Source organism: Streptomyces sp. NPDC002787, from assembly GCF_053592095.1.
This window is the reverse complement of the sequence record NZ_JBSFVC010000023.1, coordinates 172,971-186,997: the sequence shown is the minus strand read 5'-3', so window position 1 is coordinate 186,997 and position 14,027 is coordinate 172,971. Positions and strand designations below refer to the sequence as shown.

Here is a 14,027-nt window from a genome sequence, read left to right as displayed (position 1 = left end):
CCGCATTTGCGGGCGTGGGGTAAAGGCGATACTTACTCATTAAATACAAAAACAAAACCACCATTTTTATTTTTTTGGGGGGGGTGGGCGGGGCGCCGCGCCGGGGGGGGCGCGGCGCGGCGGAAGGGTCAGCGGTAGTCAGCGGCGCCCGGTCTGGCCCTTTTCGCGGTACATCCGCAGGTCGGCCCTGTGCAGGGCTTCGGACAGCGCCTGTGAGGTCCGGCCGTGGACGCGGGCCACGCCGAAGGAGGCGCCGACCATGAGCCGCTGGGAGCCGTAGGCGATCGGGGCGGTCAGCCGTCGGCGCAGGGCGGTGATGGCCTGCTCCAGCCCGGGCTCCTCGCGGACGGCGAGCGCGAACTCATCGCCGCCGAGTCGGCCGCCGCATCCGCGGCCCGTTGTCCAGTCGGCCACTCGTATGCCGACCTCCGTCAGGACGGCGTTGCCGGCGGCGTGACCGAAGTTGTCGTTGACGGGCTTGAAGTCGTTGAGGTCGACCATGATCACGATGGAGGGGCCGGTGGCGACGACTTCTTCGGCCTGTGCGAGCCAGAGCGCCCGTGTGGGCAGCCCGGTGAGCGGGCAGGTACGCGCTTCGGTGAGCTGGTGGGCAAGGAGGTCGACCTGTGCGAGCAGGTTTTCGGTGACCTGAGTGAGCTGGGCCAGGGTGTTCAGGCTCGGATGGCCGGTGCGCAGTTCAGCGCGGGCTGCGGCGAGCGCGGCGGCCGGGTCGACGGTGGCGCGTTCGACGGTGGCGCGTTCGACGGCGGTGGTCATGGGGCTCCTTCGTCAGCGTGTGCGTGTGGGAGCCGGTCCGGGGAGCCATCCCGTTCCGACAGAAAGAACTTTACCACTGTTAACCCTCTCGGGCGAGTGAACTGGCCGCCGCGCCGCACTCGCTGCCGGTCGAGGGAGGAAGGAAACGGGCCCACGCCCCTTTGTGGGGGCGCGGGCCGGAGGTCGTGAGCGCGCGGGTTCAGCGGCGGGTGGGGTCGACCCAGCCAGGAAGCAGCCGGTACGGCCGGCGGAGCCTGCGGGCTTTGTACAACTGCCCGTCGGCGGCGATGATGACGGCGGTACGGCGGGCGTCGGCGACCGCTGCGCGGGCCTCCTCCTGCGAGGCGTAGTGGTTGGTGGGCAGGACGAGGTGACTGCTGTCAGCGAAGGCGGCGGGGATTATGTGGACCGTGCGGCCCTGCCGGTAAGCCTTTTTGCAGTGGCGGTTGGGGCCGGTGCACTCCTCCCAGACGTGGTCAGGGCGCAGCGGGCCGTGAACGGGGGCCTGGCGGGCGGCGATGTGGGCGGCGACGGCTGCGGCGGCGGCGAACGAGTCGGCGTCACAGGCCACCACCGTTTCCCCGTCCCCGGAGATGTACATGGGGTTGCTCAGGCACATGCCGTGCTCGTCGCGCGGGAAGATGCTCCATCCAGTGTGCTCGCCCGGCCCGTGGAAGAGGGAGAAGTCGCGGTCTGCGATCTCCAGCGTGCCGCGCCCGGCGCCCACGTCGGCGAGGGGTATCTCTATGAGTTCGCCCCATGATCCGCGGATAGTGCGGTAGGGGATGCCGAACCGGATGAGGGCGGCGCGCAGCGTGACGGCGGCGCGTTCGGTCGGGGTGGTGCAGGTGTTGATGCGTATGGGCGGTGCCTTTCTCGTGGTGGGAGCGTTGGGGGTGGGGAGTCACGCTCGTGACTGCCCGTAGGGTCCTGGGCCCGCTGGGGCTCCGGGATGAGTGGTTCGTCAGGTGAGGATGCGGCGCGCGAGCTCCGCGGCCATGACGACGGGCGAGTCTTCGGGGTCGATGCCCACGGCGCGCAGTTCCGCGTCCGTGTCGCGGGCGTTTTCGTCGTGGCACAGGGCGCAAACACCCTCTTCGTCCACCGCGTCGCGCTCTTCGCCACAGATCTCGCAGAGGGCCTTGCCCGGCATGTCTAACCATCTCCTTCAGTGGGGTGCATGTGGAAGCCGACCCGGAGAGACACCCCGTTTCGACAGAAAGAACTTTATCGCTTTATACACCCGTGGGCGAGCCGGTCGGGGTCTTGTGCGGTTTCATCGCCGGGAGCGGCCCGCGCCCCTTACGGAGGCGCGGGCCGGAGGTCAGGGGCGCATGCTGGGCGGCCGGAAGATGTGCAGGAACTGGAGGATCTGGCGGCCTGCGTCGGTCGGCTGGTATCCGGAGTGGCCGTCGCACTCGATGCAGTAGAGCTCCTCGTCTTCGGGCAGTCCGTCAGGCCCGGTGGGGGGTTTGCTTTGGTGGATCCGCCAGGCGTCGGTGGCGATCCGGGCCTTGTCGGCAGCCGGTCCGAGCTTGTCGTGCAGGGGGTCGGTGACCATGCGGTCCGTGTGCGGGGCCATGCGGTCGACGATCTCGGGGTCTTCGTCGCCGCCGCTCAGCCCGGCGGCCCGGCGGGCCTCGATCGCGGCCTGGAGCAGAGCCCGCCCCTGCTCGGCGTGCTCGGCGTAGGCGGGGTTCGGCTTCAGCCACTGCCCGTTGCAGTGGGAACAGACCTCGTACAGCGGCGGCAGGGGCAGGGGTGCAGAGTCGGGGTCAGAAGGGGTGGGCTGGGGCATGGTCTCCTTCTTCGCGAAGCGCGGGCGTGGTGCCCGCGGTGGCGTGCAGCCGGTTCGCCCGGGGAGGGCAACTGGTGCCGGGCGCGTCGGCATTTCCGGCACCTGCGGGTCAGACATCGGCGCAGTGTTGGGCTGGTGAAGTCCGGGCCCGGGTCGAGCCCGGGCCCGGAGGGCGGGTCAGCGCGTGAGAGGGGCGCCGGTCTGGCCGTGGCACGTCACGGTGTAGGCAGGGTCGGCACAGCGGGCCGCGATCTGCGAGCCGTTCCAGTCCTCGTCCTTGACGGACTGCACCAGGTGGCCGACGGGGCACAGGATCAGCACCCGGCCGTAGGACGTGCTGCGTACGACCGGAGGACCGGAGTGCGGCCGGACGCCCGGCCGCCCGGAGAGCTGGCTGATGACCGTAGCGGCCCGCTCTTCGCCGACTCCGAACAGGCTGAACTCGTCCTCGGCCGCCTCGACCCGACGGTGAGCATCGGCAGCAGCGAGCCGCGCCCGGTGTACCTCGGCCAGGGCGTGGGCGGCCTCTCGCTCACGGGCGGCAGCCAGAAGTGGTTCCAGCTCTGCGCGGTGCTCCTCCAGGACCTTGGCGGCGGCCGGCGCGACGTGTGGGCGGACCGTCCGGACGGACGCAAGGTAGTCGTCCTGACGGCAGAGGACGCGCACCGGTTCCCAGTGCCCGCCGGTGACCTGCTGGAAGGTGGCGGTGAAGTCCAGGGCGATACGGAAGTGCGTGGTGACGCGTACGGCCACTCCCGGCAGCGGGTTGTCGCCGACGTAGTCTGAGAACTTGGGGCGGAGGGTGAAGGTAGCGGCCCGGCCGAATACTTCCCCGGACACCCGGAGTTCGGGGGGACCGGCGCAGTGGTCGTAGGCGGTGGCCGGGTGGGCGGTTGTGTCGGCGGACATCACGGAAGCCTCCTTGTGTGGCTCATCGGGTGGGTCGGAGAGGACTGCACGGCGCGGATCAGGCATGGGACGGCACGCTCGGCCCTGGGGCGTAGAGCGCAGCGGTGAGGCGGGTGCATCGCTCGTCGAAAGCGCGTGCGGCTTCGACGGCGGCGGGTGATTCGGCCTCGAAGGTGCACACGGGGCACTCGCCGCTAGCGAGTGTCTGGCCGTGGGCGCACTGGACCATGCCGCTGCCTTCGCAGGGGGAGCACTCCGTCTCGTCGCAGCTGGAGGGCAGGACGCGGGCGCCACGGCCCTTGCAGGTCGGGCAGCGGTATCCCTCGGTCGCGCGGTCGTTGATCAGGGCCTGCCGCAGGTACCCGGGCACTTCCGCATAGGCGGCGGCCAGTTCGAGGACGGTGGCGACCTCGGAGATGTCGTACCGGGCCGCACCGGCGAAGAAGACGGTGCGCGCGGCGCCGTTCGCCTCATCGGTGACGCGGATGCGGTACGTGCCGAGCCAGGTCCATCCGACCGTGACGGTACGGCCGGGCGGTGCGCTCTGGTGGGGTGTCAGGTCGTAGCGGGACACGGGTTTCTCCCTCGGTGGGGTGCGTGTGGGAGCCGGTCCGGGGAGCCACCCCGTTCCGACAGAATGAACTTTACCAGCATACGACCCTTCTTGATAGTGAGGCGGGCCCCTGCCGGGCGCGCGGTCCGAGGGTGGTCAGAGGCCGATCGCTTCGGCGACGGCCTCCGGTATGGTCTCCGGGTTTCCGTCCCAGGGCTCGTCCGGGTCCTCGCCCGGCAACTGGAGCGGATCCGGGTCCTGCTCGTCGACGTCGCACCAGCAGGGCCTGCGCTGGGAGCACTTGCCGCACCATGAGGGGGACGGCGCGCAGCCGGGCTTGTAGCAGCCCTCTTCCCAGCACAGGGGGCAGATGTCCCGGCCGTCGCGCGAACGGTGCCATCCCTTCTGGCTGTGCAGGAAGCGGCGGACCTTCGTCGCGGTGGTGTGCCACGGGAGGGCCGGCTGACCTTCGGAGCGGCACTTCGTGCCGGGACCGCCGGGTGTGCCGTCGCACTGGATCACGGGTTTCACAGACAAATCAGGCTCCTCGGGGTGAGGATCGGCCGCCCCGTCAGGGGCGGCCGGGCGGGCGGATGGCGGAAGGTGCGGTGTCAGGCCTGGGCGGTCTCGCGCACGGCCTCTTCCCTCCTTCTGTGTGGTGCGGCCAGGGGCGGTTCAGGTACGGCGAGCCGTGGCAAGGGCCGGGCCGTCCTGTCCGACGAACTCGCCCTCGGAGGCGACCAGGCGCAGCCGGGGGAACGCCTTCGGGCGCTCTTGCCCGGGCACGGGTGGCCATTCGTCGGCCGACAGGCCGTACGAGGGTGGGGTCCATGAGCTGCGGTGCTTGATCAACTCCATGGCGCGGCGGTACTTCGTTTCCCAGTTCCAGGCGAAGAACAGCGGGAGCATCCCGCCAGCGTTGGGGATCGGCTCGGGGGCGCGGTTCTTGCTCCCTTCGGCGCGTTCGCGGATAGGGCGCATGTACTCGCGGCAGCGCGGCCGGGAGCAGAACCCCCAGTTGGTCATCCAGCCGGTGACCGGGTCGAATTCCGGGAAGCCGATGCTGGTGGACCTCCCGCACAGGCGGTTCGCCCGGACCATCGGGGCCTGGCAGCCGGATGGGCTCGCGTGCCAGTCGTGCTCGTAACGGGGGACGTCCTCGGCGATCGTCTCCAGCATCTGCCGGTTGTCGGCGTTGAGGACCTCGCGGGTGCGGTCCCACAGGGACACGGCCGGGTGGTGGCGCTTGGGGTCCCGGAGGGTCACCCACCCGAGGGCGAGGATCAGGTCCCGGGTGCCGGAGGGCAGACGGCGCTCGCCGTAGACGCGTTCGGTGAGCTGGTCGTACCGGCGTATCTCATCGAGGTTGGTCATCCAGTGGCCTCCTTGTCGGTGTCGTCTCAGCCGGTGAGGACCGGCCGCCCCGGGAGGGGCGGCCGGCGGGCGGTGCGGTGTCAGACCTGGGCGATTGCGCGGAGGGTGCGGGCGGTTCCCAGGGGCTCGGCGCTGGCTGCGGCGCGGAACACGCGGATCGCGGCTCCGGCCGGGGCGTGGGGCAGGGCGTAGGCCTGGCCGCGGTCCAGGGAGGCAAGCAGCCGGGCCGCGTGGCCTTCGCAGCCGTGCGCGCCCGCGCGGTCGGCGTCGAGGACGGTCACGGTGACCGGTCCGTCGCAGGAGGTCGGGTCAGCGGGATGGGCGGCGCCGCAGCGTGCTCCCTGAGGCTGTACGGGCGCGGTCACTTCCGGCCTTCCCGGCGGGTTGCGAGCCAGGCGGTCAGGACGGCGGCGCCGACACCGATCGCGCGGTGCAGGGCCTGGTCAATCTCCATGAGGGCTGTTCCGGGTCCGGATTCCTCCACGACCGGGGCCTTGGTGTCGGTGGCGGGCTTGCGGACGACGGTGGCGTGCTCGATGTATCCGCTCTTGCCGATCTTGCCCGCGAGCCACAGCAAGGGCTCCCTGCGATCGATCACGGCGTGTGTCAGCGCGTTGACGGCAGTGCCGGCCAGCAGAGTGCGCACGGGCACCCGGTAGCCGAAGACCCGGGTGACGGTGATGCTCGCTGCCAGCTGCACGGCGCTGTAGGACCCGACGTGCCGGCTGACCGAGCGGCGGCCGTAGGCGCTGGCCGTGCAGGTGCGGCCTTCCTTGCCGTGCCGCCACGGGTCCTCCTTCACGGGAGTGCCGTCGTTCACGTAGACCAGGTGGGAGCCGTGCATTGCCTTGGTCACTGCGTCGTGTGAGTCCTGCACGACCTGGTCGCACAGGGCGTGCAGGCCGTCGAAGACGGCGATCAGGGTGCCCGTCAGGGCCAGGCCATGGAGGTTGATGCGGGGGGCGGGGGTGCCGCTCATGCTGAGCTGTCTCCTCGTGTGGTGGGTTCGTGCGAGGGACCGGTCCGGCGGTGCCGGACCGGGGATCAGGGGCTTACTGCCAGTCGGACCGGCGGGCCTGGTCGGCGAGAAGGTGATTGACGGCTGCGTAGGACACCTCGCGCACCTGATCCTGGTGGCGCGCCTCATCGTCATCGCCGAAGCGGGCGGCGTCGGCGCTCTCGGTCTCGGCTCGCTTACCGACGGCGGCGAGGATGAGCGCCAGGGGCTCGATGCCGCCGTGCCGGTCGAGTTCGTCGACCGCGTGCGTGGTGCCCTCGGCAAGGTCGCTGGCGATCTGCCGGAGGGCTGCTGCCGCCTCCTGCCAGTCGGGGCCACGCCGGAGCCAGTAGGCCAGGACCTCGGCCAGCACGACGGTGCCGTGGCCGAGTCCCATGGCGGCGGCGGCCTTGAGCCCGGCGCTGCGGTCGGGCTCGCCGCCGTGGCGGAGCGCCGATTCCAGCATGATGAGCGCCGCGATGCCGTCGCCCAGGTAGAGGGCGGCCCGGGCGATGCGAAGGGCGATACGGGAGGCGCGGGCTCGGGCGGTCACGATCTGGGGCAGGTTGCGGGCGCAGAACATGCAGGTGGTCCGGTAGGCGCGGTTGTAGGTGTCGCAGGTGGTGCAGCGAGTGGCACTGATGCGCATGGGAACCTCCGGGGTGGTGGCGTGTGGAACGCGGCACGGAAGCCGTCCGTGCCGGGCGGGGGTCTGGCCTGGGGGGTCAGCGGTCGGTGGCCTGGAGGTGCCGGGCGGCGGCGTCCACGAATGCGTCGTGGGCCTCGACTGCCTTGGCGCGGGCAGCGGTCAAGGCATCCCAGGAGTCGCCGGCGCGGCGCATCGCGAACGTGGCGACGACCATGGCGTTGGCGGCGGCGCGGACCGCCTCGTCAGTGACCAGCAGCCGCAGGGCGGTGAGAGGCTGGGCCACCTGGGAGCGGGTGTGGTGGCTGTCGGCGCGCAGCCGCTCGACGCTCTCCTGCGGGGCCCCGGACAGGGCCGCTTCACTGCGCAGATACATGGCACGTCGGTGGTCGCTGACGGCCCCGGCGAGGCGGGAGACGGCGTCGAGCGTCTCGGCGCGGGCCCGCTCCCGGCGCTGGACGGCTTCGGTCCGGCGGGCGCTGCGGTCGTGGAAGAGTGCGGCGACGGCGGTGCCGAGCAGGGTGCCGACGATGGCCAAGAGCGCGGTGAGCATCTCGTTCTCCTCGGATGCGGTGGGTGCGTGTGGCGCCGCCCCGGGAAGCCATCCCGTTTCGACAGAAAGAACTTTACCATCCTGATCACCCGCCCGGCAAGTGTGCTTGCCAGGCGGGCGGTTCAGGGCTGGTGGGTTCAGGTCGAGGCGGTGAGCCGGACGGCGTGGGCGACGAGCGCGGTGGCGGTCAGTTCGTCGAACGGCACGTCCCAGCGGACCTCGACGGTGGATGTGTCGTAGTCGCGGCTTCGGGGCCGGTGCAGCACGCTGCGCCCGTGCCGGTGAGAGAGGGTGATGAGGGGGACCCCGGGCAGGCGCTCGGGCAGGGAGGGCGGCGGCTGGGGCGGCCGGTCGGCGGCCTCGGTGCGGTCGGCGAGGTCGGCGGCCAGGTGCCGCAGGTGGTAGGTCTCGTGGGCGCAGGCTCCCTGGCAGGTCAGGACGGCCAGGCGGGGCCCATCCTCGTGCCCGTACAGTTCGTGCCGGGTGGCGGCCGGGCCCACCTCGCTGCGCACGAGGGCCTCGTCGGCGGCAGGGTGATCGCGCACGATCCAGAACGCTTCGCCCTCCTGGTCACTCCACCACCAGCTGATCCGCCCTCCGCGAGTGTTGAGCACCTCGCTCCAGCCGGTTTCCAGCAGGGGCGGGCCGCCACTCCAGACGGAGAGCTCCAGATTGCTGCGCCCGGCGGTCAGGCCACCGAAGAGTGCGCCGGGGGCCGGCGGCCAGGGCCTGATCCGTGCGAGCAGCAGCGGGACGCCCTCGGGCCAGTCCACGCCTCCCTCGTACGCGAGGTGCCGTTGCTGCACCGGGCATTTGCCGCACGCGCCGCGCCCCGTACAGGGCTCGAAGCCGCCCCAGCGCTGGCGGCCGGTCATGGCGGCGAACAGGGTGGGATGGTTCGTCGGCATCCAGCCGCACTCGTCCCACAGGCCGCCGTGCGCGTTCAGGCTGAGCCGGTTCCAGCCCAACCCGTCCGGGCCTCCGGGGTCATAGCCGGGCTGCTCAAGGAAGATGGGCAAAAGGGTCCTCCTGGGTGTGTTGTCGTCACGGGGGTGCTCTTGGATCTGCCCGCGGTTTCAGAGTCGGGGGCCGTACACAGGGACCGCCCCGGCCGCGGGCCGGGGGCGGGGCGCGATCAGGACGGGCGGTCAGGCGGAGGCCTCAGACCTCGTGGGCCTCGCCTCCCCACTGCATCCATGGCCACAGGCCGCCGATGCGATAGCGGCCATCGGGCTCGGGGGTGACGATCTCGCTTCCCTTTTCGCCTCGGTGGCGCTCGTCCCAGGTGAAGACGAGATTGGGGCCGTCCCATGCGGCGGTGAGGCCGCATCCGGCGTCCCGCACGTTCAGGTCGTACGCGATCCGCTCGGCGGTCGAGCGGGTGACGCTGATCGGGTCGTAGGGGCCCCAAGTCTCGGGGACAGGGCCGGCCGCGTACGGGCCGTGGGTGCTGCCGTCCACGGTGAACAGCTGGTCGGTGGCGCTCATGGGTGCCCTTTCCGGTGTCGAAGGTGTCGGTGCGATGAGCGGCCGTGCCGTGGACTGCCGTGGACGCTGGAGCGGGGGCTTCGTCGTGTCGGCGCGGCACGTGTAGAGGTCCTGCCCGGTGCACTCGGTCCCGGCGGCGCGGACCAAGCCGGGCAAAGGGGCCGCCCCCGGCGATGAGGCGAGGCCGGGGGCGGGGGCGGGGCGGGGGATCAGACCTTGTCGCCCTTCTTGGTGTGCAGGTAGACGTCGGCGGTGACGGGCATCCATGCCGTTCGCCCGTCCTTGGCCTTGATGCGGAGCTTGTAGACGGCGGGGTGCGGGGTGGCCACGATGCGTTCCCCGGTCTTCGTGCACTCCTTGCGCTGCTGGGTGCCCGTGCCGGGGCTCTTCGGGCTGCTGCCCTGCGGGCTCGGCTTCCTTCCGGAGGAGGATCCCTTCGAGGGGTCGGTCTTGGGCTTGCGGTCGGACCCGCCGCCGAGTAGACCGCCGAGGAGGCCGCCGCCACCGGACCCACCGGACCCACGGGACCCGCCGGTGCCGCCGGTGCCCTTTCCGAGGACGAGGCTGGAGCGGGCGGCCTTCGTCGTGATGGTGCGGCACTTGTAGACGTCTCGGACGGTGCGCTGGGTCCAGGCGGCGCGGCTGTACTTGTCGATGACGATGCCGTGGCGGACCGGGGGCTTGCTGTCAGCGGACGGTGCGATGCCGGCGCAGGAGACGATCAGGGTGGTGGCGCCGAGGGTCATGGTGACTGCGGCGAGTCCGCGCAGGGAGGTGGAGTTCACGGGGGTCCTTCCGGTTCGAGTGCGTGTGACGCCGGCCGGGGAGCCACCCCGTTCCGACAAAAAAAACTTTACCACAATGTAGGCGCGGGGCGGAACTCCGGGAGTTCCGCCCCGCTGGTCATCCGTCGCTGCCGTCGCCGTCGGTCTTCCGGTTGTCCCGGGCGAACCGGCGGGCTCCGGCGTTGTCGGCCGCCTCGATGGCGGCGCGCCCGGTGCGCACGCCTTCGCGGCCGAGATCGGCGACCTTGCCGACGGCTCCGGCGGTGGAGCTGACGGCGGCACCGGCGGCACCGGCCGTCTGGCCCACGGCCTGGGCCACGGCGGTGACCGTGTTCAGACCGGCGACCAGGGCGCCGCCGCCGCGCGCTGGCGTCGGCCTGCCCGCGCGGGCGGCCCGGGCGGCGGCGGCACGAGTCGCGTGCGCACTGGCGGCCGGTCCGGCCCCGGATGCGGGCGCGGCCTTGGCGGCCCGCGCCCTCTTGCCCTTCAGGACCTGGCCGCCGGGCATCTGGAAGGCGAAGGGCCGTCCAGGTTCGTGCTTGGTCGCGATGGTGCGCACGACCGCGGGGGTGACCAGGGGCAGCACGAAGAAGCACTGCGGGTCCCGGCGGCTGGGCCGCTGGCCCTCGGGCGGGTGGCGCTCGCCGCAGGTGGCGTGTACCTCCGTTCCGGAGATCATCAGGGTCAGGTAGCGGGGCACGCTGCCCGTGCTGCGGCCGGGGCAGCGCAGGAGCGAGCCGTTCAGCGTCAGCGGCCCCTTCACGGTGACGGCGGCCGCCGCGCCGGGGGCGGCCGTCTTCTTGCCCGCGGTCTTCTTCGCGGGCGCCTTCTTGGGTGCGGACTTGGTCATCAGCGTTCTCCCTTACTTCTTGACGGTGGCACTGGCGCGGGCGGTGGCTTTACCGAACAGGCCCCGGCTGGTGGCCGTGGCCGTTGCTGTGGCGGTTGCTCCGCCGCGGCGGCCGCGCCAGGTGACGGCGACGGCGGCGACGGCGGACAGAGCGAGGAGGCAGAGGAAGAGGTGCCACAGTGCGGCGGCGAGCACGGCGAGGGACTCGACGGCCAGGGACAGGCCCCAGAAGGCGAGGGTGGCGCTGCCTGCCGTGACGGGCATGAGCAGCGCTGTCGAGCGCACCCAGACCGGCAGCGGCTGGGATGTGGCGGCGGGGGCAGGGCTGTGGTGGTCGGCCGGCTGCATGAGGTAGCCGGTGACGACGTCGCCCTGGGGGGTGACGATCTGGGTGACAGGCGCGGGCGGGGCCGTCTGGACGGCGGGGACGTGGGTGAGGGGCTGGGGGACGTGAACGGCGGGGGCCGTCGGGGTTCGGGCGGGCGTTTTCATGATCGGCAAGGCTCCTTGGCGTGTGCCGGGAATCTGGTGTTTTGCGAGGTGCGATGGGCCCGCGACGGGCCGCGTCGTGCCTGGTCAGCGGCCTCGACGGCCCGCGACAGGGGACGTGGGGGCGCGACGGTGACGCGGGCCCGGCGGCCGGCGTCGTGGGGCCGTCGCGCCCCTGACCTGGGGCGACGCGGCCCGTCGGGGCCGCGTCGCGGGGGTCATTCCGGGGCAATCCCGGCGGCTGCGCGGACGTCGGCGAGGTAGTAGCCGCGGCCTCGACCGCCCTTGCTCCACTCCTTGGAGGTCAGCGTGCGGCCGGTGCCGCGAAGCTCCTCGGCGATCGCCTCGCGCAGCTTGGTGCCGCCCTGGCTGGCCCAGCCCTTCTCGTCGTCCTCGTCGACGCCGAGAGCCTTGGGTGACCACGTCGCCGGGTCGTCCTCAGCGAGGACGGCCAGGATGTCCACGGTCCGCAGCCGGTCGGGGTTGCCCCTGGCTTCAAAGATGTCGAGCAGGTCGGCCAGCAGGCTGCGATGCAGGGACGCCGCCGCGGTGGGGCGCCCGGGCTTGCCCCGGCCGGCGGGGCCGCCGCCGACCGAGCTGAGTCCTGTGCACTTCAGCAGGAAGTCCTCGATCTCGTCGAAGAACTGGCCCGGGGCCCGGTTCACCGTCTCCCGCAGGCGGCGCCCTGCGGCGATGATCGGGGCCGCCCCGTCATAGGCCTCGTCCTCGATGATGAACGACCTGATCAGCGCACCGACCAGGCCGTCAACGTCCAGGATGGTCAGGCCCTTGCGCTCGGGCGGCAGTTCGTGGGCGCGCATGCCGTTCCCGGTGGCGCCCTCCTTCAGGATCGCGTTGGTCTGGGTCGGTGAACCGGTGCGGGTGGCCATGCGGGCCCCGGAGTTGGACTTGTAGCCACGCGGAACGGTGTCCGCGTCCGGGTCCTGGGTGCTCAGCACGATGCCCATGTTGAGCGCCGCGATGAACCCGGCCAGGTCCTCAAGCAGGTCGGAAATCTCCTTGGCGAAGGGCTTGGCCTTGCCGGTGTACTGCTTGAGCTCGTCGATGATGAGGATTTCCCAGGGGAACTTGTCGAGGTCCTCCTCACTCATCTTGGATCGGCCCTGGTCCTCCAAGTACGCCTCGCGCCGCAGGGCCTCCTGCTGGAAGCCCTTCAGCAGCGCCAGGAGCCTCTCCGGCCGGCGGCCGAAGAAGGTCGCGCACACCGGGGCGTAGCCGATGTGCTCACCCGGCTTGGCACCGGCCACGAGGCGGATGTTAATCCTCGGGTCCAGGCCGAGACCGCAGATGAGCGAGCGCAGCAACATGCCCTTGCCCGTGCGCGACATGCCGCCGAGCAGCGCCAGGACGTGCCGGAGCTTGAGGTAGACCACCTCTCCGCGCCGGTTGAAGCCGATAGGGATGCCCTTGTTCCAGGCGTCCTGGCGCTCCGGGTTCTCCACCAGCGGCGAGACCCGAGGGTCGGCGAACGGCTCGGAGGTCGCGATCCACATGCTGATCCGGTTGGGGTGGCCGGCCTGGCGGATGTCCAGCCACCCCGGCTCGACGTTCAGCGCCTCGGCCAGCGCATCGTGGGCGGCGATGACGCGCGGCGCGGTAACGCCGCTGGGCAGCTTGAGGGTGGCCTCGCAGGCGTTGATCGCCACGGACCGGATCGGGCCGACCAGCTCGGCGACCTGCTCCTCCCCCAGCACCTTCACCTTGCGCAGGGCCTGGTTGAGGGTGAAGTCGGTCAGCGGGGCGTCCTCGGAGGCCGCCGCCTGCTCGAAGACCTCGAACGGCTCCGTACGACGCCCGAGTTCCCGCACCCCGCACGCGGCCAGGAACCCCACGGCCGGGATGAAGAACGGGGCCGTGACCCCCATGCCCCACACCGTGGCGAGCGCGATCAGAGCGGTGGTGTAGGTGGTGAAGCCCGTCAGCCCGAGGACCGTGGTGTTCTCCCGGCGGCGCGCCTTGCCCTCCTTGCGCCGCTCGGCGCGCAGCTGGGCGACATGGTCGTGGCCGTAGTTGTGCCGCTTCGCCTCGTCGATCATGTTCCCGTAGTCGGTGGCCAGCAGGTAGCCGCACGCGGTGCGCAGCTCGGTCCAGGCCCCCAGGACGGACAGGTGGCCCAGCCGCCAGGCGTAGCGCGGGGAGCGGGCCAGGTGGAACCCGGCGGAGTGCACCACAACGTCGATGCGGTGGCGCCAGACCTCGCGGTCCAGCAGCGCGGTGGGCAGGGTGCGGCGCGCGACGGGCAGCTCGGTGATCTCGGCGTCGTCCTCGACCTCGTGGGCCAGGCGGACGGTGCCGGTGATGGTGTCGGCGTATCCGGCGTGCGTGAGCTGCACACGGGCGCGCGCCTCCCGCTCGACGTCGGCGAGGGCATCGGGGTGGGGGAAGAGCTGGCGGACGTCCATGGGGGTCTCGTCCGGCTGCGGGCTGTCGGGGATGTGGTCGGTCATGCAGGAAGCTCCTTCGTGCAGGGTGCGTGTGGGCGGTGGCGGCGCGGCCAGGCGCCGCCACCGTGTGATGCAAAAACGGGCGTTTTTGCTTAGCCCTTCTTGTCTTTGGACTTCTTCTTCTTGGGCTTGGTCAGGGCGGCGGCGGTCTTCGCGGTGCCCTTGAGCAGGGCGGGGGCGAAGAGGACGACGAGGAAGACAACCAGGGCTGCGATGCCTGCCTCGTCCGCGGGATGCGTCTTGAGCGTGACGATGAAGACGCCGGTTCCGGCGGGCATGGCCAGCGGAAGGGTCAGCGGAAGGTGGCGGCTGTCGGTGCTCGTGTTCGGACTCATGGGTGATG

At 71.5% G+C, this 14,027-nt stretch carries 19 protein-coding genes; all 19 read right to left on the bottom strand.

Features of this window, described 5'->3' with window-relative positions; translation table 11 throughout:
- Nucleotides 1-138: 138 nt before the first annotated feature.
- Nucleotides 139-777 carry a GGDEF domain-containing protein gene (locus ACWD26_RS30140; RefSeq protein ID WP_451275110.1) on the bottom strand — a complete coding sequence of 213 codons (639 nt, stop codon included), beginning with the start codon at nt 775-777 and terminating at the stop codon, nt 139-141.
- Between the two features lie 199 nt (nt 778-976).
- Nucleotides 977-1,504 (bottom strand): hypothetical protein, encoded by a 528-nt coding sequence (locus ACWD26_RS30135; protein ID WP_451275109.1) that lies wholly within the window; start codon nt 1,502-1,504, stop codon nt 977-979.
- Between the two features lie 237 nt (nt 1,505-1,741).
- Entirely contained in the window at nt 1,742-1,930 is a 189-nt protein-coding gene (locus ACWD26_RS30130) for a hypothetical protein (RefSeq protein ID WP_451275108.1), read from the bottom strand.
- A 171-nt stretch (nt 1,931-2,101) separates the two neighbouring features.
- Nucleotides 2,102-2,575, bottom strand: coding sequence for a hypothetical protein (locus tag ACWD26_RS30125; RefSeq protein WP_451275107.1), 474 nt, complete (start codon nt 2,573-2,575; stop codon nt 2,102-2,104).
- A gap of 177 nt (nt 2,576-2,752) precedes the next feature.
- Entirely contained in the window at nt 2,753-3,484 is a 732-nt protein-coding gene (locus ACWD26_RS30120; RefSeq protein WP_451275106.1) for a hypothetical protein, read from the bottom strand.
- A 58-nt stretch (nt 3,485-3,542) separates the two neighbouring features.
- Nucleotides 3,543-4,058 (bottom strand): hypothetical protein, encoded by a 516-nt coding sequence (locus ACWD26_RS30115; protein WP_451275105.1) that lies wholly within the window; start codon nt 4,056-4,058, stop codon nt 3,543-3,545.
- 135 nt (nt 4,059-4,193) lie between these two features.
- Nucleotides 4,194-4,574 carry a hypothetical protein gene (locus tag ACWD26_RS30110; RefSeq protein ID WP_451275104.1) on the bottom strand — a complete coding sequence of 127 codons (381 nt, stop codon included), beginning with the start codon at nt 4,572-4,574 and terminating at the stop codon, nt 4,194-4,196.
- A 138-nt stretch (nt 4,575-4,712) separates the two neighbouring features.
- Nucleotides 4,713-5,411: a hypothetical protein gene (locus ACWD26_RS30105; RefSeq protein ID WP_451275103.1), complete on the bottom strand. Its 699-nt coding sequence runs from the start codon at nt 5,409-5,411 to the stop codon at nt 4,713-4,715.
- 80 nt (nt 5,412-5,491) lie between these two features.
- Nucleotides 5,492-5,776, bottom strand: a complete 285-nt coding sequence (locus ACWD26_RS30100; protein WP_451275102.1) for a hypothetical protein — start codon at nt 5,774-5,776, stop codon at nt 5,492-5,494.
- A complete protein-coding gene (locus ACWD26_RS30095; protein WP_451275101.1) occupies nt 5,773-6,390 on the bottom strand; it encodes a hypothetical protein in 618 nt (205 codons plus the stop codon). The genes ACWD26_RS30100 and ACWD26_RS30095 overlap by 4 nt, the downstream gene beginning before the upstream one ends.
- 73 nt (nt 6,391-6,463) lie before the next feature.
- A complete protein-coding gene (locus ACWD26_RS30090; RefSeq protein ID WP_451275100.1) occupies nt 6,464-7,057 on the bottom strand; it encodes a hypothetical protein in 594 nt (197 codons plus the stop codon).
- Between the two features lie 76 nt (nt 7,058-7,133).
- Entirely contained in the window at nt 7,134-7,607 is a 474-nt protein-coding gene (locus ACWD26_RS30085) for a hypothetical protein (protein WP_451275099.1), read from the bottom strand.
- Between the two features lie 137 nt (nt 7,608-7,744).
- Nucleotides 7,745-8,626 carry a hypothetical protein gene (locus tag ACWD26_RS30080; RefSeq protein WP_451275098.1) on the bottom strand — a complete coding sequence of 294 codons (882 nt, stop codon included), beginning with the start codon at nt 8,624-8,626 and terminating at the stop codon, nt 7,745-7,747.
- A gap of 142 nt (nt 8,627-8,768) precedes the next feature.
- Nucleotides 8,769-9,095 (bottom strand): hypothetical protein, encoded by a 327-nt coding sequence (locus ACWD26_RS30075; RefSeq protein ID WP_451275097.1) that lies wholly within the window; start codon nt 9,093-9,095, stop codon nt 8,769-8,771.
- Between the two features lie 209 nt (nt 9,096-9,304).
- Nucleotides 9,305-9,880 (bottom strand): hypothetical protein, encoded by a 576-nt coding sequence (locus ACWD26_RS30070; RefSeq protein ID WP_451275096.1) that lies wholly within the window; start codon nt 9,878-9,880, stop codon nt 9,305-9,307.
- Between the two features lie 118 nt (nt 9,881-9,998).
- The gene (locus ACWD26_RS30065; protein ID WP_451275095.1) at nt 9,999-10,730 is read right to left on the bottom strand and encodes a hypothetical protein; all 732 of its coding nucleotides are present in this window, start codon (nt 10,728-10,730) and stop codon (nt 9,999-10,001) included.
- Between the two features lie 12 nt (nt 10,731-10,742).
- Entirely contained in the window at nt 10,743-11,222 is a 480-nt protein-coding gene (locus tag ACWD26_RS30060) for a hypothetical protein (RefSeq protein ID WP_451275094.1), read from the bottom strand.
- Between the two features lie 215 nt (nt 11,223-11,437).
- The gene (locus ACWD26_RS30055; protein WP_451275093.1) at nt 11,438-13,687 is read right to left on the bottom strand and encodes a hypothetical protein; all 2,250 of its coding nucleotides are present in this window, start codon (nt 13,685-13,687) and stop codon (nt 11,438-11,440) included.
- An 89-nt stretch (nt 13,688-13,776) separates the two neighbouring features.
- Nucleotides 13,777-14,019: a hypothetical protein gene (locus ACWD26_RS30050; protein ID WP_451275092.1), complete on the bottom strand. Its 243-nt coding sequence runs from the start codon at nt 14,017-14,019 to the stop codon at nt 13,777-13,779.
- Nucleotides 14,020-14,027 lie beyond the last annotated feature (8 nt).

Excerpts from the sequence above, each read along its gene's own strand:
- ACWD26_RS30140 (WP_451275110.1), bottom strand. The coding sequence starts at position 777 with ATGACCACCGCCGTCGAACGCGCCACCGTCGAACGCGCCACCGTCGAC.
- ACWD26_RS30130 (WP_451275108.1), bottom strand. The coding sequence starts at position 1,930 with ATGCCGGGCAAGGCCCTCTGCGAGATCTGTGGCGAAGAGCGCGACGCG.
- ACWD26_RS30125 (WP_451275107.1), bottom strand. The coding sequence starts at position 2,575 with ATGCCCCAGCCCACCCCTTCTGACCCCGACTCTGCACCCCTGCCCCTG.
- ACWD26_RS30120 (WP_451275106.1), bottom strand. The coding sequence starts at position 3,484 with ATGTCCGCCGACACAACCGCCCACCCGGCCACCGCCTACGACCACTGC.
- ACWD26_RS30105 (WP_451275103.1), bottom strand. The coding sequence starts at position 5,411 with ATGACCAACCTCGATGAGATACGCCGGTACGACCAGCTCACCGAACGC.
- ACWD26_RS30095 (WP_451275101.1), bottom strand. The coding sequence starts at position 6,390 with ATGAGCGGCACCCCCGCCCCCCGCATCAACCTCCATGGCCTGGCCCTG.
- ACWD26_RS30090 (WP_451275100.1), bottom strand. The coding sequence starts at position 7,057 with ATGCGCATCAGTGCCACTCGCTGCACCACCTGCGACACCTACAACCGC.
- ACWD26_RS30085 (WP_451275099.1), bottom strand. The coding sequence starts at position 7,607 with ATGCTCACCGCGCTCTTGGCCATCGTCGGCACCCTGCTCGGCACCGCC.
- ACWD26_RS30075 (WP_451275097.1), bottom strand. The coding sequence starts at position 9,095 with ATGAGCGCCACCGACCAGCTGTTCACCGTGGACGGCAGCACCCACGGC.
- ACWD26_RS30065 (WP_451275095.1), bottom strand. The coding sequence starts at position 10,730 with ATGACCAAGTCCGCACCCAAGAAGGCGCCCGCGAAGAAGACCGCGGGC.
- ACWD26_RS30060 (WP_451275094.1), bottom strand. The coding sequence starts at position 11,222 with ATGAAAACGCCCGCCCGAACCCCGACGGCCCCCGCCGTTCACGTCCCC.
- ACWD26_RS30055 (WP_451275093.1), bottom strand. The coding sequence starts at position 13,687 with ATGACCGACCACATCCCCGACAGCCCGCAGCCGGACGAGACCCCCATG.
- ACWD26_RS30050 (WP_451275092.1), bottom strand. The coding sequence starts at position 14,019 with ATGAGTCCGAACACGAGCACCGACAGCCGCCACCTTCCGCTGACCCTT.